Annotated in this window: 17 protein-coding genes, 1 tRNA gene and 2 pseudogenes; 13 read left to right on the top strand and 7 right to left on the bottom strand. The window is 53.5% G+C overall.

Annotation, left to right across the window (positions count from 1 at the left end; translation table 11 throughout):
• Positions 1 to 2: 2 nt before the first annotated feature.
• The 3 genes from MTX78_RS19685 to MTX78_RS19695 form a co-directional block, all read right to left on the bottom strand.
• On the bottom strand, positions 3 to 1,103 hold the full coding sequence (locus MTX78_RS19685; protein ID WP_243797636.1) for a hypothetical protein: 1,101 nt from the start codon (positions 1,101 to 1,103) through the stop codon (positions 3 to 5).
• Positions 1,104 to 1,197: 94 nt separating this feature from the next.
• Positions 1,198 to 1,734 carry a GNAT family N-acetyltransferase gene (locus MTX78_RS19690; RefSeq protein WP_243797638.1) on the bottom strand — a complete coding sequence of 179 codons (537 nt, stop codon included), beginning with the start codon at positions 1,732 to 1,734 and terminating at the stop codon, positions 1,198 to 1,200.
• 61 nt (positions 1,735 to 1,795) lie between these two features.
• Complete coding sequence (locus MTX78_RS19695) at positions 1,796 to 2,032, bottom strand: hypothetical protein (RefSeq protein WP_243797640.1); 237 nt, start codon at positions 2,030 to 2,032, stop codon at positions 1,796 to 1,798.
• 165 nt (positions 2,033 to 2,197) lie between these two features.
• Here MTX78_RS19695 and MTX78_RS19700 point away from each other — a divergent pair.
• From MTX78_RS19700 to MTX78_RS25285, 7 genes are all read left to right on the top strand, one after another.
• Positions 2,198 to 2,270 (top strand) — tRNA-Gly (locus tag MTX78_RS19700).
• Positions 2,271 to 2,422: 152 nt separating this feature from the next.
• On the top strand, positions 2,423 to 3,604 hold the full coding sequence (locus MTX78_RS19705) for a hypothetical protein (RefSeq protein WP_243797641.1): 1,182 nt from the start codon (positions 2,423 to 2,425) through the stop codon (positions 3,602 to 3,604).
• Positions 3,605 to 3,674: 70 nt separating this feature from the next.
• Positions 3,675 to 3,956: a helix-turn-helix domain-containing protein gene (locus MTX78_RS19710; protein ID WP_243797643.1), complete on the top strand. Its 282-nt coding sequence runs from the start codon at positions 3,675 to 3,677 to the stop codon at positions 3,954 to 3,956.
• 174 nt (positions 3,957 to 4,130) lie between these two features.
• The gene (locus MTX78_RS19715) at positions 4,131 to 5,561 is read left to right on the top strand and encodes a hypothetical protein (RefSeq protein WP_243797644.1); all 1,431 of its coding nucleotides are present in this window, start codon (positions 4,131 to 4,133) and stop codon (positions 5,559 to 5,561) included.
• A gap of 318 nt (positions 5,562 to 5,879) precedes the next feature.
• Positions 5,880 to 6,464, top strand: a complete 585-nt coding sequence (locus MTX78_RS19720) for a DUF1016 N-terminal domain-containing protein (protein ID WP_243797646.1) — start codon at positions 5,880 to 5,882, stop codon at positions 6,462 to 6,464.
• Positions 6,465 to 6,472: 8 nt separating this feature from the next.
• On the top strand, positions 6,473 to 6,808 hold the full coding sequence (locus MTX78_RS19725; RefSeq protein ID WP_262924452.1) for a DUF1016 domain-containing protein: 336 nt from the start codon (positions 6,473 to 6,475) through the stop codon (positions 6,806 to 6,808).
• The gene (locus MTX78_RS25285) at positions 6,763 to 6,897 is read left to right on the top strand and encodes a hypothetical protein (protein ID WP_262924442.1); all 135 of its coding nucleotides are present in this window, start codon (positions 6,763 to 6,765) and stop codon (positions 6,895 to 6,897) included. Before MTX78_RS19725 ends, MTX78_RS25285 begins: the two co-directional genes overlap by 46 nt.
• Positions 6,898 to 6,912: 15 nt before the next feature.
• Here MTX78_RS25285 and MTX78_RS19730 read toward each other — a convergent pair whose 3' ends face one another.
• The 4 genes and pseudogenes from MTX78_RS19730 to MTX78_RS19740 form a co-directional block, all read right to left on the bottom strand.
• Positions 6,913 to 7,221, bottom strand: a complete 309-nt coding sequence (locus tag MTX78_RS19730) for a transposase (RefSeq protein ID WP_243797648.1) — start codon at positions 7,219 to 7,221, stop codon at positions 6,913 to 6,915.
• Positions 7,222 to 7,277: 56 nt separating this feature from the next.
• A pseudogene (locus MTX78_RS25490) lies at positions 7,278 to 7,370 on the bottom strand (hypothetical protein); the annotation flags it as partial.
• 516 nt (positions 7,371 to 7,886) lie between these two features.
• The gene (locus MTX78_RS19735; RefSeq protein WP_243797649.1) at positions 7,887 to 9,095 is read right to left on the bottom strand and encodes a toll/interleukin-1 receptor domain-containing protein; all 1,209 of its coding nucleotides are present in this window, start codon (positions 9,093 to 9,095) and stop codon (positions 7,887 to 7,889) included.
• Positions 9,096 to 9,809: 714 nt separating this feature from the next.
• Positions 9,810 to 10,043, bottom strand: coding sequence for an XRE family transcriptional regulator (locus tag MTX78_RS19740; protein ID WP_243797651.1), 234 nt, complete (start codon positions 10,041 to 10,043; stop codon positions 9,810 to 9,812).
• Between the two features lie 239 nt (positions 10,044 to 10,282).
• Between MTX78_RS19740 and MTX78_RS19745 the strand changes: the two genes are divergently transcribed.
• The 6 genes and pseudogenes from MTX78_RS19745 (at position 10,283) to MTX78_RS19765 (ending at position 18,237) form a co-directional block, all read left to right on the top strand.
• Positions 10,283 to 11,014, top strand: a complete 732-nt coding sequence (locus tag MTX78_RS19745; protein ID WP_243797652.1) for a hypothetical protein — start codon at positions 10,283 to 10,285, stop codon at positions 11,012 to 11,014.
• Between the two features lie 106 nt (positions 11,015 to 11,120).
• The gene (locus MTX78_RS19750; RefSeq protein ID WP_243797654.1) at positions 11,121 to 11,558 is read left to right on the top strand and encodes a hypothetical protein; all 438 of its coding nucleotides are present in this window, start codon (positions 11,121 to 11,123) and stop codon (positions 11,556 to 11,558) included.
• 879 nt (positions 11,559 to 12,437) lie between these two features.
• Positions 12,438 to 12,566 (top strand): annotated as a pseudogene (locus tag MTX78_RS25495) (IS3 family transposase); the annotation flags it as partial.
• Between the two features lie 440 nt (positions 12,567 to 13,006).
• Positions 13,007 to 13,987, top strand: coding sequence for a DUF4007 family protein (locus MTX78_RS19755; RefSeq protein ID WP_243797656.1), 981 nt, complete (start codon positions 13,007 to 13,009; stop codon positions 13,985 to 13,987).
• 5 nt (positions 13,988 to 13,992) lie between these two features.
• Positions 13,993 to 17,364, top strand: a complete 3,372-nt coding sequence (locus MTX78_RS19760; protein ID WP_243797657.1) for a hypothetical protein — start codon at positions 13,993 to 13,995, stop codon at positions 17,362 to 17,364.
• A gap of 42 nt (positions 17,365 to 17,406) precedes the next feature.
• Positions 17,407 to 18,237, top strand: a complete 831-nt coding sequence (locus MTX78_RS19765) for a phosphoadenosine phosphosulfate reductase family protein (protein WP_243797659.1) — start codon at positions 17,407 to 17,409, stop codon at positions 18,235 to 18,237.
• The last annotated feature ends 2 nt before the right edge of the window (positions 18,238 to 18,239 follow it).

Genomic DNA, 18,239 nt, shown 5'->3' on the forward strand with positions numbered 1-18,239 from the left:
CGCTAGTTGCTACGCCATTCCTTCACGGCAGTAGTGTAGCCAGCGGCTGGCCGGGGCCACGTCCATTTGCCTTCCGCACTCAGACCGCCGGGCACCCGAAAATTGGCATCGGCCTTTGGAAACGTACGAATTACAATCCCACTACGGCGCGAACCGCGTCCGCCACGCAAGCGCTGCGTGCTTTCCTGTACGTTCAGGGAAGTATCAGCAGCGGCGTATAAGCCCAGCATGGGTACGCGCTGGCGACTAAGCGCCTGAAACGGCTTGGCCTCATCAGCAGAAGACACGGGTACATTTTCCAGCACGACAAAAGCCGCCCGGGGTGAAACCAACGTGGCAGCTGGCACCACGGCCGCTGCTGTAGTACCGCGGGCCCATACCCCAATGCGGGTGGTGTCAATAGTTGGAGCCCGGCGTAGGGCGAGCAATATCGTGGTGGCCGTACGTAGTGCGGTAGAGTCCTCGGGGGAAGTGGCCGGGGCGACAGTCACCACAGTGGTAATGAAGCCTTGCCCTGCTAATTGATTTGCTCGGGCATTGGCAACGTTCTGGTGGGTTGCATCTGTGAAAAGAGCCACAGCCGAGTGCAACGAGGCAGTGTCGTTGGGTACGAGCACAGTAAGAGCAGGCGCGTTCAAGCCAGCTTGGGCAGGCAGTTGCTTTTCCTGATATGAGCGAGGCTCAGGCTGGCCGCGGCGCACCCACACAAAATCGGCCCGGGCGCTGTCCTGAGCAAGTATGCCCCGCAGGAAATCTCCCTCCCGGATAGCGGTGATCTGCATACCACCTGGCTGGGCGGCCTCTTCGAAGCGTAGCTGCGGCTCGGTATAGCTTAAGTTGGTAGCGGCAAAGCCCAGGTCTTCTATTTCGGGGAAGTGCAGATCCGCCTCTAGTTGGCCGGGCCGGCTTTCGCGCAGGTCCAATACAGTTTGCAACTCGGTACCCTGGTAGCTAATGGTGCCTTCATAGTGACCAGTAGGCAACGAAACCACGCTTTTCTGCCCAGAATCGAGGGAACAACCCGCCAGCAACACGACAAAGGCGGGCCACCACACGAGCCAGCAGCCCCAAAGCGGAATGGAATCCAAGGATTTATTTCTCACGCAAACAGCAGGATGAACCAAGCCCAAAGGTAAAGCCGGAAGTTTAACTTCGTTTGAACACCTCACCACCTCGCCTACCACCACCGCCGAAACGCTACAATCCTTTGCGCATCAGCAGATCGGTCTGCACGTCGGTACCCAACACAAATTCGTGCTGCCCGATGACTTTGAACCCGAACCGCTGGTAAAACTCGATGGCGCGCGTGTTCTTTTCCCACACCCCCAATACCACCGAGCGGCAAGCATTCTTCCGAGCCTCCTCGATAGCGCGGCGCATCAAGGTGGCACCTAAGCCAGTACCTATCCAGTCTTGGCGCACGTAAAGCCGCTCTATCTCAACCCGTGCATCTGGTGTCTTGTTGGCTTCCACTCCCCGCGTGGAATTGAAATGTAGCTTGGCGTAGCCTACCAGTTCTTGTTGCATGCGCGCCAGCAAAAACACCGTATCGGTGTCTTCTAGCTCCGCTAGTTGCTTTTCCGCACTGAAGTTGGCCGCTATGTACGCAGCCATGTCTTCGGGGCGGTTATCGGCCGCGAATGTATCTTGAAACGTCTGGCGACCTAAGTCAGCTAGCTGAGTGGCTACTGCTGCGGTGCGCCGGGCAATTGAAATTAATAAGGGAGATGACATAGTAAAGGCAAAGCTACGCACTACTTGGTAGTGCAATGCACGGCATTCAAATGCTACTCTCTTATGGCGCTTTCACTCGCCGGGCCATACGCCACCCTAGCCATAGCAACAGCACCCCACCCAACAATAAGAGCAAGCTGAATACGAATTGGCGGTTGTACAACGCGGCCACACCCGCCTGCTGGTAGGCATAGTACGTCACATAGATGCGCAAAGCCAGCGCCACTAGCAACATAAAACCAGCCAGCATATTCAAACGGCCTACGAGACGGCGCGTAACGGGAGGAAGCGGAGCCATAGAAACAGAATTGGTGAGCGAAGCAGCCGGAATCAGGAACGCCGACAGGTTGAAACTAGTAAACCCGCCGCTGAATTCCCTGACTTGTTAATAAGAACTGCTTTCCTAGAGCTGGGTAGCGTTGTAAATTGACAAGTACCCCTTATTTTTGTTTCACCAAGCCCCGCGAGAGTAGCTCAGTTGGTAGAGCATCAGCTTCCCAAGCTGAGGGTCGCGAGTTCGAGCCTCGTTTCTCGCTCACTGTAAATCAGCCACTTAGACACACGTCTGGGTGGCTTTTTTGTTTCTGGTTTAAACGCTGGTTTAAACATTTGATTTGTCAGCACACTGATTTGCCAGCGCGAAATAATTTCTCTTTAGCAAGAGAGCCTGCCTAATTATTTAGTACCGATGTCCGCAGCCACTGTTCAGGACCTACTGGCCCATCTGACCTCTCCTACCGTTATGCGTCCCGATGCAACGGTGAAACAAGTCCCTTTAGTATACCCCTCAGGTTGCCCTCCTACCGATGAACAGTTGCGGGCATTGAAAGAGCAACTCTCAGCAGATGTTTGGCTATACCTACTTCGTGCCGAGGAAGTAGGGCTGCCGCTAGACCAGCCGCTAGTGCGTCGGGAGTTACAAGCCCACTTGGCAAGAGTGCTGGACTTAGTAGGGCAGGACTTGCGGAACGAGCCGCTTAACTCCCCGCAGGTGCTGCTGCGTTGCCAATGGGTGCAGCATCAGTTGCTGCATGCCCCAACTCAACAGCTGCCACCCGTGTACTATGAGCGAGCTGTTCGCAGCTTGGTTGCCGAGGCGCAGCTTCAGCAGGCACAGGACCAAGCTTGGAACGCACTGAGTCCGGAACAGCAAGCAGCCTATGCACAGGAACTCGCCCAGCGCCTGAGTACAACTCGTCCTTCGGTAACTATTCCTTCTCATCCTATTCCCCTTGCGCCGCGTACCAGCTTTTCGGGAGGGCTACAGCACCCAGGGTTTGGGGAGTGGCTAGTGCAGGAACTTGCCCAACGCCCTCTACCGGAGATTGAGCCCTACTTAATCCTCACCTGGGTCTTGGCAAGACCAGAAGCACCGCGCCGCGCCGGAGAAGCTCGCCGTGTCTTTGCGCCGGATGATATTCCCTACCTACTGGATTTGCTGGATAGTGACTGGAGCTTCCTCACGACAGGTGGCCGACCGCAGCTTGCTCGAGCCCGTGATTGGTTTGCCCGGCACCAATCTGCCTCACCAGCCAACACTAAAGCTACACTCAGCAAGCAGGCACAGTTGATAACAGATCAGCCGAAATCGCCCCTATCCTTGCGGCAGTTAGCTTTGTGTGCTATTTATGAAGGGAGTTCCTTGCCTTTACAGAAGGCAAACGATGTAGCCCGAGAGTGGGGATACGAGAGTGGTGGGCGGCTGTACCAGCTATATCGAGGATTACTTCGCCCCTCGGACCGCCTTGGTCGTGAGAGCCGTCAACTCACTAGTCTTATTAAGGATATTGAAGCCGTACTTTCCCATCTCACGGACTCAGCACGTAAGCGTGCTGAAGATGAGCTAGTTGAGTTAAATCAAAAAAAATAGAAACTAGTTTAAACTAGTTTCATGGGGTCAAGTAAGGCGAAAATTGCGGCGTCATCTCTTTCCCACGCCCATGCATAACCCTTTCGACATTTTAGAAACCCGCCTCCGGCAGGTAGAAATTCTATTACTGGAACTGGTTCAGCAGCAGCGAGCCCAAGCCGCTCCTGCCCCAGAGCTTGGTGGCTTAGATCTAGCTCAGCAGATTACCGGCCTGAGTAAGGCCCGACTGTACGCGTTGGTGAGTACGCGCAGTATTCCGCACGCCAAACGCGGCAACAAACTATTCTTCAATCGAGCGGAGTTGCTGCTGTGGGTCGCCGCCGGCCGCCGGGCAACACAGTCGGGCCATTAGGTCCTGACTGTGTTGCCCATACATGGGCATTTCTGCTATGCCATAAACACCTACACCACCCAGCAGTCCACCCGTTGATTACCCCTGCCGAAGCATTTTGGCTCCTATCCTTTCTGCTTGCCCCACGACGACCGATTACCCTAGACTCTAACCTAGGACTCGGTTAGCTCCCCTATGTACGACTGTCTGCACCTGCGCTTTACCCTCAGACCGAAGGAGCCCGGCTATGGCGCTTTCCAGGCCTCTTTGGCACTTCGGCTGGGCACGCGTACCCGGCAGGAGCCTACGCGCTGGCAGTTACGTTACCGTGGCCTGCGCTTGGACTATTGGCCGCAAACCGGTCGGGGCCGAATTCGCGGCTCACTACATACCTTTTTTCACGGCCACAATAGCGGCTCCTTTCTGGCAGCGGAAGTATCAGTTGCCAGCCAACAACTGGCCAATGCCTTTGGGTTGCCCGCTCATGTCCTAGAGGTAGAACGCCTGGAGGTTGGGGTGAATCTACCATTACCAACCGCTCCGACTCGTTTCCTGGACTCGCTGCTGGTCCATAAAGGCAGCCGCTTCTACCCCCAGGAGCCACCGGTTGGCACAAGCCGCCCGCTCCTGTTTGTCGCCACCCACCTCGACTACCGGGTGAAGGCCTATGACAAGGGCAAATACAACCGGGTGCAGGGTACTACTATCCGGCATACGCCACCCCACCTGTTGCGGTTTGAGGTAGCTTATACCCGGGCCCGCCCGCTGCAGCGGTTACTACAGTGCACCACACTAACGTTAGAGACAATAGCCCTGCCTGCCGCTGTACAACAGTTGGCGCAGGCGTTGCGGCAGCACTGGTACGATGTCGAACATCAGTTTGAGCCAGATTTCAGTGGCCTGGATTTTCAGGATATGCTGCTGCTACATGCCGCCACGGCGCCTACCCTTTGGCAGGCCGCCCGCCAGATCGTACCCGCCCGTACCCTCAGCCGGCACCGCGCTAAAAGTCGGCAATTGCGGCAGTTGGCCGAGCACTCAAGCCCACTGGCCACCTACCATCAGCGTTTTGAACAGCAGATGGCCTGCTTACTAGCCGGAGCGAACGAAACGGAGGCGCTAACAGAAACTACCTCCCGTGATTTAAGAGAGCAGGAGCTAATTCTACCAGCTAATCAGCAGTGGCCGATGTTCCACCCATGTAATCAAGTGGAACCTCCCCCTGCAACCTTGGTGGACGCCTCCCACATAAGTTGCCCTTTCCAGCCTGCACCCTATGTTGACTACCATGGACTGGTACACGCCACTTCATACTTCGGCCAACTAGTCGACATGCCGATTTTCTCAAGGGCCACCCTGCTCAGCCGTGTTCTTGTGGAGAATACTGCCACCCATCCAACTCCCTATCATCACCCCTGCACACCCTATTTATCTAGCATATTTCGACCGGCCTACGCATTAGCAAAAATTGAATTAAAAAAAGCATCACACTTCATTTGCCCACCGCATCAACTCATTGATGCAAGCACCATTACATCATTTTATTATCCCTATATCTTATTGACTTACAATACACTACATCACAATGTTGCTATTAAGCGAATACGTCCACCACCAAGCTACTGAAATACGTGTTTTTTTCGGTTGCGACTTCGCTATGCGTACCACCGGCAAAGCAGTTTTTAGCGTGTTTTGAATGCTAGTTAGCAAGTACGTATTCGCTATTGTACACGCTAGTAAAATCAACCCTCTAATAGCCCACTTTACCACCGACAAAAAATATAACTTAATTAATAGAATCAAACTCGACTACTATGTTACTCAACGCTCAATGCTAGCACCTATCCTGCGTAGGCAAAAGAATATGCAACAATCCGAAGAATCGAAGCCCTTCTTTATCGATGCACCATTTCACTTAAACTCTTAGCGGTTTACCTTCGCTTTATGCCCACTGTATCGCTGCCCGCTGATTACACTAAATTTTTAGCTGAACTGAAAACCCACATCGGTGACGCCCAAGTACGGGCGGCACTGGCAGTAAATTCTGAGCTGGTGCAGTTGTACTGGCGCATTGGCCACCAGATTTTACAGCACCAACGCCAGCAAGGGTGGGGCGCCAAGGTCATTGAGCAGCTGCCTCAGGATTTACGCCACGAGTTTCCGGAAGCTTCGGGCTTCTCGTCTCGTAACCTCAAGTACATGCGAGCCTTTGCTCAGGCATGGCCAGATGCGTTAATTGTGCAACAGCTTGTTGCACAAATTCCGTGGGGCTACAATGTGGGGCTGCTGGATAAAGTAGCCGATCCCGCGGAGCGGGCATGGTACGTACACCAAACTATCGAGCAGGGCTGGAGCCGTAACGTGCTGGCCGCTCAAGAGGAAAGCGGCCTCTACCACCGGCAGGGCCGGGCGGTGAGCAACTTCGACCGCACTCTGCCTATGCCGCAGTCAGAGTTGACGCAGCAGCTCCTGAAAAACCCCTGTTCGACTTTCTCTCCTTGGGCGCCGAGGCCCAGGAGCGAGACTTAGAACGCGGCTTGCTGGAGCATGTGCGCGCCTTTCTGCTGGAACTGGGCAAGGGATTTGCGCTGGTAGGCAGCCAGTATCACCTGAAAGTAGGTGCCCAAGACTACTACCTGGATCTTGTATTCTACCATCTCCAACTGCGCTGCTTTGTTATTATCGACTTGAAAATAGGTGAATTCAAGCCCGAGGACAGCGGCAAGATGATCTTCTATCTGGCCGCGGCCGATGAGTTGCTACGCCACGCCACCCCACTGACCACCCAAGTATCGGGCTGGTGCTGTGCAAAAGTCAAAACCGGGTGGTGGCCGAATATGCACTACGTGGCCTCAGCCAACCTATTGGAGTAGCCGAATGGCAACTTACCCGGGCCCTGGCTATCGAGTTGCGACGCAGTTTGCCCACCACGGAAGAGTTGGATGCTGCCCTTACCAATTAGAGGGTGTACACAAAATCAGGCGGGCTGTAGTCGTCGGCACATGAGGTGGATTACGGCCACGAAAATCCAGGCACAACTATTTTGAGGTATAGGCTCCAAATAGCGAGTGCCAAGGCGGCGGTAGCGGCTTAGCCAAGCAAAGGCGCGCTCGACCTCCCAGCGACGAGGCAGCGCGGCAAAGGGCTTCTGGCCCGCAGGCTTGGCCACCATTTGCAGTCGGCAGCCGAACGGTGCAGCCCTTGCAGCGGGCGGCCCGCTATAGCCCCCGTCGGCCCACACCACGCCCAGGCCGGGCTGGCGCCGCTCCGGCCAACCCCGGACCATACGCCGGGCCGGTCCTGTTCGCTAGCCGGCTGCACCTGCAAGACCAACAATAGGTCCAGCGTGTCGACGAGCAGGTAACGCTTGCGCTCGGTTATGACTTTGCCAGCATCGTAACCCCAGTTACCCCTTTTTTTACCCACTGTGCGCACGGCTTGGCTGTCAACGAAAGCTGTGGAATAGGTAGTTTTATTGGCTTGGCGACGTACCAGCGGCCGTCAGGCCTCGTGCACCTACTTCATGGTACCGTTGTCACGCCAGCGACGGAAGCTGGTTCACATCACGTTCAACTGCGGCAGGTCGTAGGGCAAGTTACACTAAGAGCACCCAATGCGGACCTGACAGGAAATGACGTTTCACACAGCTTGGAACGGCCGGCGACGCGGGCAGCACGGCCAGCACCTGCCCCTACAGTACACCGCTTAAATCAGTGCTATAATTCGCCCGCTGCATAATCAGCAATTATGCTCATCAACCGACTTTAACATACCTCCAACGTGTTTGGGGATGTAAATAAAACCGAGTCAGTAAGATCATGCCTGGGATTGCAAGCTGTGATCATACTTTGCTTATCGAAGCATGATGGCCTAAATGTCTTTTTAGCATATTTTAACACGAATAAAGCAAGGAAGGCTCGAATGGAGATCTCCATTCGAGCCTTCCTTGCTTTAAGCAATACCTATTGACCAGTTTCCTGTTCTGAAGTACTCTTCTTTATCATCGTCTTTCACCCTTTTGTTAATAATATTAATCATAAAGCTGTACGCTTGCTTAGGTATCACTTGATTTAGCAGTGTTTCCTTTGATAGATCGAAAGTATATAGTCCAGCTATGGTAGTTAAGAAAAGGTTACTATCAACACCAACCTTCCCACGAAGATTTTTCAGCTCCTCTTGATTAATATATATTTTATAAATCCATTTCCCATTCTTGTGAAATACATCAAATCCTGTTTCATTATTTATTTTTCCCTTAACTTCATATGAGAATAATGGCAAGCAATTCATAATACATTCTGCCAACTCCTTGAAAGAACTTATATAGCCATATTCTTGATAGGAATAATCTATAATATTGTTAATACAAGCATCAAATTGACTGTAAATATTGCCTCCTTTGTTAAAATAATATGGCCTTAATACTTCTCTTAATATATTTTTTCTCTGCACTTCTTCCTGTGTTAGCTCCCTTTTCAGATTTAGCGCGTTCAATTCTTTGTGTAATTCACTGTATTGCTCTATATTATAGTTTAGAGTGTAACTAGAGTTGTTTCTTCTTAGTTCGCTTATCTCGGATAGAATATCTATAAATACTTCAGTTGATTGTCTTAAGGAAAAATCACTATTCAAATCTATAGTAAATTCATCTCTTTTATAATCATTGGTTTTTGTAAAATCTGGCTTACTCCCTCTTTCGGGTTTAACAAACTCTGGTTCGTTATAAATTGTTCTTACCAATGTATTCAATGACATATTGTAATCTAAATCTTCTTTAAAATTAATTGAGTATATCCCTTTAAAATGCGGTGGTATCGCGCAGTTTTCTCCTTGAAAATTTCCTGACCTTATAATTGGAATAAACTTATTCCTTTCAACCCCTGACATTATTTCTCCTGATACGATCTGTTGTTCATAGCTTACTCCCCCACTTTGGCTAAGAGACCTGCTTCGGTAGTTAGGTGTTAGAACAACAACAACTTTTCCGGCTTCCTCCAAAGACTTATTCATAAAATGAGTGATACTGTCACCTGGCTGAAGCGCGTAAACATCAAGTAGGGTTTCGATACCATTAGCTTCTAAATCATCTGCTAGTTTTCTTACCCATTCTTTATGCTGATGGTCGTCCCATGAGTAGGTGATAAAAACTTTATGTTCCATAGTTTCGGGGATGAAATGTCTTTGTGAATTTATAATTTATGTTGTGAGATTGTCAGGGGTTTACGGTCAGAGCCGCTGTTATGAGGCTCTGTTCCTGGTTCAAGGTATTGTTCTTTGTGCTAAGTATTTTCCTATTATAGTGGTGCCGATGTGTACCTGGTCTACCCAACGACCATTCATCAGACACCTCACAAGTTGATAGTCGAGCAAGCCGGCTACATCCGATTAGCTGCTGTTGTAGGAGTCTCAGCTAGCTGCAAGAAGATCACGTACGGGACACGCGTTCTGCAGTCATGTAGTCGACGATACAAACGAGCAAGTCAAAGGCTCTGAGTAGCTCTCATAGTCCATCTACAGGGCAACCGATCAGTTGTGTTGTTATCGCTTACTACTCTGATGCAATTACTGAGGCTCGGGTCTGAGATACACTGGACATAGGCAACAGGTTGCTGGACCAACTATGCATTGTATTGATGTATGTGGCCTCGGTAACTGGTTGCACCCTTCTAGCCTAACGCTGTCCGCTCGCACTAGTGCTCGGTGGCGTGGTAGTTGATAAAACAGTTTTCTCTTTAAATCTAGCTGCTGGTAGGACGAATCAACAGATAGGTTGGTCGTTGCTTAGCTAACACCTATGAGTGCAGACCTCACATACCAACACTGACCACATACAGCTAATAATTAACAGCTTGACAATTCATTTTGAATATCTTTTTAATCAATATCTGAGAAGAATTCCCGCAACGTAAGGTGATGAATATCAAGCAAACGCAGCAAACTTTTCATCGTGATATTACTGCCTTTCTCGTGCTTGCCATAGCTCACCCGCGAAAGCTCATGCTCAAAAGCAAACGTTTCGTAGGACTTGTACCCCGCAGCCAAGCGTAAGCGGCGAAGCTTATTGGCAATCTGTTGGATGCGCGGATCCGGTAGCGAGTCAGACTTCATGAGCGGCGAAAGTCCGCCAGAAGCCTGTAAAAAGTAACAACATATAATTACCTTATTTTATAATCCTTATTATAGTAGGTTTGTAGTGGCTGAATATTCCGCTGCTTATCCTATTTAGAATCTAGCGCCGCCACGCCTCACAGAGACTATAGCAGCGCTGGACTCCAGTATAGTTGGTCAATAGTGTGTATTACAGCTTGTTTATCAGGCCTGCAGCTCTAACTGCATCTCGTTTTCGCATGACTCTCTTTCGCACCCATTCCCAGTTTTCTTTTTCTGTTCGACAGCGGCATTTATTACTAGTCGTAACAGACCGCGTTCATCTTTCGCTGCAAAGTCAATCTCAACAAGCTGTCAGAGAACAGTCGGAGTGTTGGACACCCCTGCCGCCACTCGAGCAGTTACAACAGGAGCTGGCTAAGTTTCGCTATAACCTAGAGGAAGAGCAATATGCTAAGCTCAGTTTGAGTACCCCCCTGCTGATATTGCTGCTATTTGAGCTGATGCAGTCATGGGGCCCCGAAGTCGGTCCAGTTCCCACTCAAGAAACGGAGCAGCAAGAGCTGTTCGGTTTATACTACATGCTCAGTTTTCCTTTCACTTATCATTTCGCCATGCAGGAATACCAGACCTTTTTGCACCCCTTCCGCTCGCCAGCGGTGCAAGCGCGTTTTGCCAAGGACAAGCGACAATACATCAACACGGCTGGAATGGACGTAATCGCCGTATTTACGGCTCTATATAATGCCGGTAAAGGTTCCTTGCAAGAGGAAGTGCTGGACATTACAGAAGAGCAGGGCGCGCACCTCTTAATGGCTTGGCCCGGTACAGAGTTGAAGTTCGTGCAGGATCGGTACCTGTACCTTAGTCGACGCGACTTAGAGCGAGGCTATATCGACGTAACGTGTTACGACGAAGAACACGGGGCGGGAACGGCGCAGCAAGCTGTGGCCCACTTACCGCGTAATTAAGGATAACCTTTCAGTGTCCAGCACGGTCATTCAGGTTACCAGTTGCTCTCTTCTAGCAGTTGGAGATACGATGGTCGTGCGGCTCAAACAAGTTTTCTTTTCACTCATGTCCACTAGCCTTTCAGCTCGCACAGAGCAGACGTTAATTCTTTTCGCCAACGCCTTTGATTGGCACGGCTACGCGCAGACGCGCTGGCCTACCTACGACATCAGTCAATTGCACGCCCAGTTGCAGGAGTGGACCCAACAATTGCATGCCCAGGCCAAGCTTCAACTACGAATAGAGGAAAATATGGCCCTCAATAGTTACTTGCACCGCACGTATCACCACCACGGGCAGTTGCCTACTGCGGAGCAAGTAGAAGGGGAGCGGATGGCATACCTGTATCTACATCTCTATCGTCAGGGCATTCCAGCATCTTACCGGCATACTTTTTACGCGGAATGGGAGCAATTAATACCAGCAGCGGCCGAAGCCGCTGCCGTGGAACTTCGTCTAGCATTAGGTACTCATCAAGCAGCAATTACAGCTTTGAGTAGCTAAGTGGGCACATACGTTTCCTAGTAGAATGATTTCGACTTAGCGTTCAGGTGAGGCTTCGGCGAACCCCATCCTGATCCTTATCTTTCCGCCCTGTACTTGAATGGGTATAGCCCTTCACGCAGCTGACGCCTAGTCACGCACAGCTTGGAAGCAAGCCAAGCTGTACTATTTTTTATTCTGACGCAACCTACCGAAGATCTTTGAGATAGTTGAGTTTAGCTGGTATAGAAGAAGGATGCATCTTTCTTTTGCTATGACAATTATAAAGAATGGGCGTCGCTCGATAAACGACGCAAATAGAACGAGGCATCTAAGGCCGAAGTCTTGCGCCTAGCCTCGGAAAGCTGCAGCACGCAAGCGGCCGCTCAACAGTTGGGTATAAGCCCGAAGTTACTGTATCAGTGACAGCAGGCCTTGGAACTAGACATCTTAGCCCTCTTTGCCCAGTCAACTACTTGAGCATCTACTACATTGTCCATCGACGATGTTAGGTTTTCATGCGCCTCTGCTAGGCGCTGCATGTGGCCCCAAGCCCCTACCACGCTTGGCATCAGCCCGCCATCGAGCCCGTCTGGCAAGTCGCCGTACGCACGACGTTTCAGGGATAGAACGTGCGCTTTGGCTATGCCCGAAGACTTGGTTAGCGAGGTCCTGCGGCGCGTCTTAGCCGTGCCGTGGCCTGCTGCCGGACTCATTATGCAGTTGAATCAGGGCACCTAATATAGCGCTATTCGCTTGTAGAAATTGTTGAGCCGGTATGGGTCCCAACAAAGCATGAGATGGCGCGGCAACTATTACGATAAGGCCTACGCTGAATAGTTTTGGAACTGGCTTAAACTAAACTGCCTCGATGGCGACAGCTTCCGAAACTTAACCGAAGCGCACTTGGAAATCAGTCATTATCTGCCCTATTACAATAACGAGCGCCAGCATTCAGCTCTCGGCTACCTTGCTCCGGATTACTTTGAAACCCATTTTCAAACTGCATTCCAACTCTGTGCGGCTTAGTGAGACCACCTCACTAACTCAAAAATCCTGCTTATGCCGAAGACAAAACATAATAGCAGATTAGCCGCATGACTCTCAAAACGGGCGTCCCCTCCCCTACACTTGTATTTGCCCACTGCCCCAACTAATTCTAACCTCCGCAACTCGATTGAGCGAATCATCAAGTTCGCGAACAGCACCGATGTGTGGGTAGATTTTATTCATGGAAATTAAGAAACGTCTTTACCCGTAAAATGCAGCATAAAATAGAAGCTGCAGGTTAAGAGTAACTTCTTATCTACTACTCTTTAACCGCTGGGCAGCTCACAAATAGCAGGCCGCCCGTATTGTTGTAAGTTGTAGGCATTGGTAACCTAATGGTAGCAAATCCCACTTTCCCTGCCGACCTTTAAACTTGAATTACCCACCTTATTTCCTAATGTGGTTAGCTAATTTACGATATGTCTGTCCAGTTCCCACCTACCACCATTGCTGAGATGTTTGAAGCGGTTCACACCACTCAGACATTGTTGCCTAGTCCACCTAGTTTCGCCGGTCATCAAACCTTTGCCATGCGGTCAGCTTGGCTCAAAAAAGGTGTGGATGCATTGCTGCAAGACCCTGCGGTTTTCTCTGCTGAGGGTGCATTAGTTGAGCTAGGGGTAGGTAAAAATATGGTGTCAGCTATCCGCCATTGGCTGCTGGCCACGCGATTAGCAGCCCCAACCGAGCGTGGTGGCTATATGTTGCCCACGGAGCTAGGCCACTCTCTGCTTACAAACAACGGCACCGACCCATACCTTGAAGACCCCGCCACCTTGTGGCTGTTGCATTGGAACCTCTGTGGCCCCGGTTCGCAATCCTACACCTGGGCTTTTGCCTTCAACGTCTTTCGGGAGTGGGAGTGGACGGCCTCAGCCCTGGTTACAGCAGTGCAAAATGCGGCTCGGGCTACCAGTTCTAAAACCTTCTCCCAGGAAACCGTTGAGCGCGACGTAAGCGTGTTTCTGCAAACCTACGTCGCGCCGACCGACCGCAGCCAAAACGCCGAAGACGGCCTCGATTGCCCCTTACGCGAACTAGGCTTACTCCGAGCCGGCTTTGGCGGCCAACAACAATACTCTTTCGTCATCGGCCCCAAGCCCAGCTTGCCTGTTAGCATTTTCGTTTGGGCTCTCCGCAAGTTTTGGGACTGGAAGTACCCTGGTAGCAGTACTATCGCCGCCCGCGACATTGCGCATGCAGAAGGCTCGCCAGGTATGGTCTTCAAGCTCGACGAGGATTCCACGCTAGCCTACCTCGACCAACTCGAGGCCCTCACTGCCGGCGCGTTGCGCTTTGAGGATACGCCCCTCGTGCGCCAAGTGGTGCAAACCACGGCTGATTCCCTTAACCCCGCCGCGCTGCTGCGTCTTCACTACGCCGCCGCGCCTGTTGCCTAGCCTTCATGTCCTCTGCTACCCAATTAACCCTAGCTGATATCGTTACCGTGCGGCCCCGTTTTGGCCGCTCAGTACACCTGGAGCGCGACCTTGCCACCCGCGCCACTACGCCCGATAATTACTTCCTCACGCCTTCAGCCATAGAAGCGCTGCAAGGCGTTCTACGTGCCCAGTACACGCCCACCGACCGAGCCTTGTCGCTCATTGGCCCATATGGTGCGGGCAAAAGTGCTTTCGTTACGTTCCTGGCCCGGTTGGTATCGGAACCCAAATTCAAGCATGCGGTCAAGTTGCCCGCTAAGCTGCCACCGGTGCCCCAGCTGCTGCCGGTGCCTGTTGTTGGCTCCCGCTCTGCCCTTGGTCCAGCTTTGCTGGTGGCCTTGCGTCATGCTATTGAAACCGCTCCCGGCGCGCCTGCCATACCCAGCGCGTTGCTTTCGGCCGAGCTTAAACCAACCCCTCGGAACCTAGCTAATGCCTACCTGGCTGCCGCTCAGGCCGTGGCCAACGCGGGTCAACACACAGGCCTACTATTGCTGGTTGATGAGGCCGGCAAATTCCTCGAATACGCTGCCAACCACGCCCAGGCCGGCGATATTTTCGGCCTGCAGGAGTTGGCCGAAGCCGCCGCCCGTGCCCCTCAGACCGCGCCGCTGTGGGTGATTACAGTGCTGCACCAAAACGCCGAAGCGTACGCCAGCCGACTTGGGCGCACCCAGCAAGCCGAGTGGGCCAAAATAGCCCAGCGCTTCCGCCAGCTCCCCCTGTTTCCTTCCGATGTAGAACGGATGGACCTCATTGGTCGCGCCCTCCGTCACGACCCCGGTCTGCACCTCAACGGTACTTTCTCGGCCCAGCTCGCCCCCATTCTCGACCCTCAGAACCAGTTACTCCCCACCGGACTGGCCAGTCGTTTCGAGAAGCTCGCGCGCGCTGCTTACCCCTTGCACCCAGTAACCCTGCTAGCGGTGCCCGCCCTATTTCGTCGGGCTGGCCAGAGCCACCGCAGCGTTTTCAACTTTCTCGAAGGACAGGAAAATGGTGCGTTAGGCCGTTTCCTGAATGACCAAGCCTACGACCCCGCCGACCCGGCCTTCTTCCCACTCGATGGCTTGTTCGACTATGGCCGCGATGTGCTGCTGGCACATTACACCGGTCCCACTGCTAGGCCCTGGCTCGAAGCGGTAGAATTGGTGGCCCAGGCTCTCAACAAAGAACCGGTTGTAAGCCCGCTGGCTGTCCGCGCCCTCAAGTGCATTGCCTTGCTCACTTGGCTCCGCGATGCTCGGCTAAAAGCTTCGCCTACGGTACTGGCTGCAGCACTTGGTACCGAAGTGGCGCCGGCCCTCGAAGAGCTTGTCAGCCGCTCATTGGTCGTATTCAGCCGCGCCCGCGACAGCTACCGGTTGTGGGAAGCCGGCGACGTGGATATTGAAGCGGAGCTGACTACCGCCCGCGCTGGCCTAGCCGGCGACGTGTTGCTGGCCGCTACCAGCGACCCTACCCTGTTTCCGCTGCCGCGCCTCGTAGCCCGCCGCCACTCGTTTGAAACTGGCACCCTACGTCCTGTAGGGGTGGAGGTACTGCGTCCCGACCAATTGGTCACTCGTGCTGCGACTCGCCCCGACGAGCTGACTGTACTGCTTTGCCTGGCGTCCGACCCTCTGGCTCGCGCGCTAGCAGAGCAGGAAGCCGAACGTCTCCGTCAGCCCAACTTGCTCGTTGCCGTGGCCCTAGAAACTGAAGGGCTGCGTGACACGGCCTACCATCTTGCCGCTGCCTGCATTGTCGCCGATACAGTGCCCGCGCTGGCCGGCGACCGGGCTGGCCGCCGCGAATTGGAATTACGCCGCCACGAAGCCGAAGCACAATTTCGCACGGAGTGGAGCCGCCTGTTTGGCCCCGCCCTAGGCGGCGAAGCAATACCCGCCGCAAATGCGCTCGAAATGGCTGGACTGGCTGCTACGTGGCACTGGCAAGGCCAACCCCAGCGCCTAGCTGATGCCCGCGCCTTCAGCCGCCAACTTTCCCTGCTGGCCGATCGCACCTTTGAGCGCACCCCTATCCTGCGCAACGAGATTCTGAACCGTCGTAGCCTCTCCTCGGCTGGGGCCGCTGCGCGTGGGGCTTTAGTAAAAGCCATGCTCACGCAGGGACACCAGGCCCGGCTGGGCTTCACTGGCTACCCCCCCGAGTACGCCATGTACGCCTCCGTGATGTCAGCTACAGGCTTGCACCACCTCACCAATGAAGGTGTTTGGGCATGGCGTGCCCCTGATGCTGCCCACGACCCTTACCGTCTACTGCCGGTGTGGGAGGCTATTGAACGCTTGGTGTTCCAAGCCACTGAGCCGCTGCCGCTGCCTGCCTTATATGCCCACTTGCGTGCTGCTCCCTACGGTATTTCCGATGGCGTATTGCCCGTGCTGCTGGCTGTGTTTCGCCGCGTCCGCGAGGGCGACACGTCCCTTTACCGGGAGGGACAGTTCCTGGCCGATGAGAAAGAAGCGGATTGGGAGTTGCTGCTCCGCCGCCCCGATATGTTCGCCCTGGCTGACTCCCGCGTCGCTGGGGCCCGCTTAGCTGTTGTCGAACGTATTGCCCAGGCCACCAATGTGCGTCCCCAGCTCGTGCCCGTCGTGCGACGCTTGCTTCGGATGCAGGACAGCCTGCCTGAATATACCCAGCAAACCCGCCACCTGCCGCTACCGGCCCGCGCCTTGCGCGATGCTTTCCAGCAGGCACGTGCGCCCGAGTACGTGTTGTTTAACGCGGCCCCGGCAGCGCTCAATCTGCCGTCGTGGTCCGCGGATGCCGCGCCAGAACCCATGCGTGTAGAAGAATTCTTCAAGCAGCTCAACGAGGCCCTCCAAGCCTGGGCCGCCGCGTACCCTGCTGCCCGTAATCAGGCCCGCGACCATTTGCTTCAGGCCTGCGGCCTACCAGCTGGCCCGGCCAGCTGGCTCGACCTGCACCAGCGCATCCAGCTGCTGCCGACTCTCACCTTGCCGCCCTTGCTGGGGCCTTTCGTCAGCCGTTTCACCGATACGGCCGACCCCGCCGCCGACCTCGACCGGGTGCTGGCCCTCGTCGCCAACCGCCCGCCCAACCTCTGGCGCGATACCGACCTAGCCAACTTCCCGAGCTATGCGGCTCCCTTCGGGGCGGCGCTGCAATCCGCCTGGAACGGTGCCGGTGCCGTAGCGGCTCCGGCCCGCCCCCGCGTTTCGCGAGCCGAGCAAAAGCAAGTGAAGCAGCTAGTAATGCAGCTCGACCAGGTAGCTCGGCCTACCACTGGCCCGCGCCCACCCGCCCACCTGGTGCGGGCTGCCGTGCTTGAATGGCTCGACGCGCTAGAAGACGACCCGGCCCAATAAGCCTGTTCGCTTCTTTACTCTTACCCTCGATATTCCCATCCCGTGAACCTACCCAATTACACTGGTCCGCTGCATCTCGAAGGAGCCAAGGTGCGCCACATTCTCTGCCTCTCCGGTGGCAAAGATTCTACGGCTCTGGCGCTATATATGCGCGATAAAGTACCCGAAATGGAGTATGCCTTTGCCGACACCGGCGAAGAGCTGCCCGAAACTTATGATTACTTGGCTCTGCTCGAGGCCCAGCTAGGAAAGAAAATTAACCGGCTCAATCCAGACCGGCCTTTTCAACACCATCTAGATATTCGTAATGGCTTTCTCCCCTCTGGGCGTCAGCGTTGGTGCACTGATTTACTTAAAATCAAGCCGTTTGAGGCATTTGTAGGCGATGATTTAGTGTATTCCTATGTCGGAATTCGAGCCGATGAGAACCGCTCAGGCTACATCTCCAGCAAGACTAATATCATTCCGATTCTGCCTTTCAAAGATGATGGGCTTGGATATGACGAGGTAATGCAAATTCTGGATGACAGCGGTTTGGGTTTGCCCAAATATTATGAATGGCGCTCCCGCTCCGGATGCTACTTCTGCTTTTATCAGCAGCGCAATGAGTGGGTAGGGTTGAAGGAACGCCATCCTGACTTGTTTGAGAAATCCAAGACATTTGAGCGGTTCGATGAGGAAAGCGGAACTCGCTTCACCTGGAATCAGCGCGAAAGCTTGAATGAGCTGGAACAGCCTGAGCGCATGGCACAGATTAAAGCAGACCACCAAAAGCGGCTAGAACGTCAAAGCAACTTTGTGCCTGCCAACTTATTGGATATCCTGAGTGACGACGATGATGGCGAAGAAGGATGCCTGATTTGTCATTTATAATA

The sequence above is a fragment of the Hymenobacter tibetensis genome (genome assembly GCF_022827545.1).
Lineage (GTDB): Bacteria > Bacteroidota > Bacteroidia > Cytophagales > Hymenobacteraceae > Hymenobacter > Hymenobacter tibetensis.

Excerpts from the sequence above, each read along its gene's own strand:
- MTX78_RS19690 (WP_243797638.1), bottom strand. The coding sequence starts at position 1,734 with ATGTCATCTCCCTTATTAATTTCAATTGCCCGGCGCACCGCAGCAGTA.
- MTX78_RS19695 (WP_243797640.1), bottom strand. The coding sequence starts at position 2,032 with ATGGCTCCGCTTCCTCCCGTTACGCGCCGTCTCGTAGGCCGTTTGAAT.
- MTX78_RS19705 (WP_243797641.1), top strand. The coding sequence starts at position 2,423 with ATGTCCGCAGCCACTGTTCAGGACCTACTGGCCCATCTGACCTCTCCT.
- MTX78_RS19710 (WP_243797643.1), top strand. The coding sequence starts at position 3,675 with ATGCATAACCCTTTCGACATTTTAGAAACCCGCCTCCGGCAGGTAGAA.
- MTX78_RS19715 (WP_243797644.1), top strand. The coding sequence starts at position 4,131 with ATGTACGACTGTCTGCACCTGCGCTTTACCCTCAGACCGAAGGAGCCC.
- MTX78_RS19720 (WP_243797646.1), top strand. The coding sequence starts at position 5,880 with ATGCCCACTGTATCGCTGCCCGCTGATTACACTAAATTTTTAGCTGAA.
- MTX78_RS19730 (WP_243797648.1), bottom strand. The coding sequence starts at position 7,221 with ATGGTCCGGGGTTGGCCGGAGCGGCGCCAGCCCGGCCTGGGCGTGGTG.
- MTX78_RS19735 (WP_243797649.1), bottom strand. The coding sequence starts at position 9,095 with ATGGAACATAAAGTTTTTATCACCTACTCATGGGACGACCATCAGCAT.
- MTX78_RS19740 (WP_243797651.1), bottom strand. The coding sequence starts at position 10,043 with ATGAAGTCTGACTCGCTACCGGATCCGCGCATCCAACAGATTGCCAAT.
- MTX78_RS19745 (WP_243797652.1), top strand. The coding sequence starts at position 10,283 with ATGACTCTCTTTCGCACCCATTCCCAGTTTTCTTTTTCTGTTCGACAG.
- MTX78_RS19750 (WP_243797654.1), top strand. The coding sequence starts at position 11,121 with ATGTCCACTAGCCTTTCAGCTCGCACAGAGCAGACGTTAATTCTTTTC.
- MTX78_RS19755 (WP_243797656.1), top strand. The coding sequence starts at position 13,007 with ATGTCTGTCCAGTTCCCACCTACCACCATTGCTGAGATGTTTGAAGCG.
- MTX78_RS19760 (WP_243797657.1), top strand. The coding sequence starts at position 13,993 with ATGTCCTCTGCTACCCAATTAACCCTAGCTGATATCGTTACCGTGCGG.